Genomic DNA, 232 nt, shown 5'->3' on the forward strand with positions numbered 1-232 from the left:
GCATCCGGCAGAACGAGCTTGCAGAGAAGCTCGGCGTATCGCGCCAGCCGGTGTCGCATGCGCTGCATCTGCTGCATCGGCAGGGGCTCGTCGCCGAAAGCGGCCGCCGCGGCTTTGAAGTCATCCGGCTCGATCCCGAACGCATCCGCCAGCTCTACGAAGTCCGAGGCGCCATCGACGCACTGGCGGCAAAGCTCGCGGCTGGGCGGGCGAGAGCCGATGCTTCCGGGCG

The 232-nt window shown here is 68.5% G+C and carries 1 protein-coding gene; it reads left to right on the forward strand.

Annotated elements, in window-relative coordinates:
* On the forward strand, positions 1–232 hold a 232-nt coding region (locus QSV46_RS41215; protein WP_314964567.1), incomplete at both ends, for a GntR family transcriptional regulator.

This window comes from Bradyrhizobium cosmicum, from assembly GCF_032290525.1.
In the GTDB taxonomy this organism is placed as follows: domain Bacteria; phylum Pseudomonadota; class Alphaproteobacteria; order Rhizobiales; family Xanthobacteraceae; genus Bradyrhizobium; species Bradyrhizobium cosmicum_A.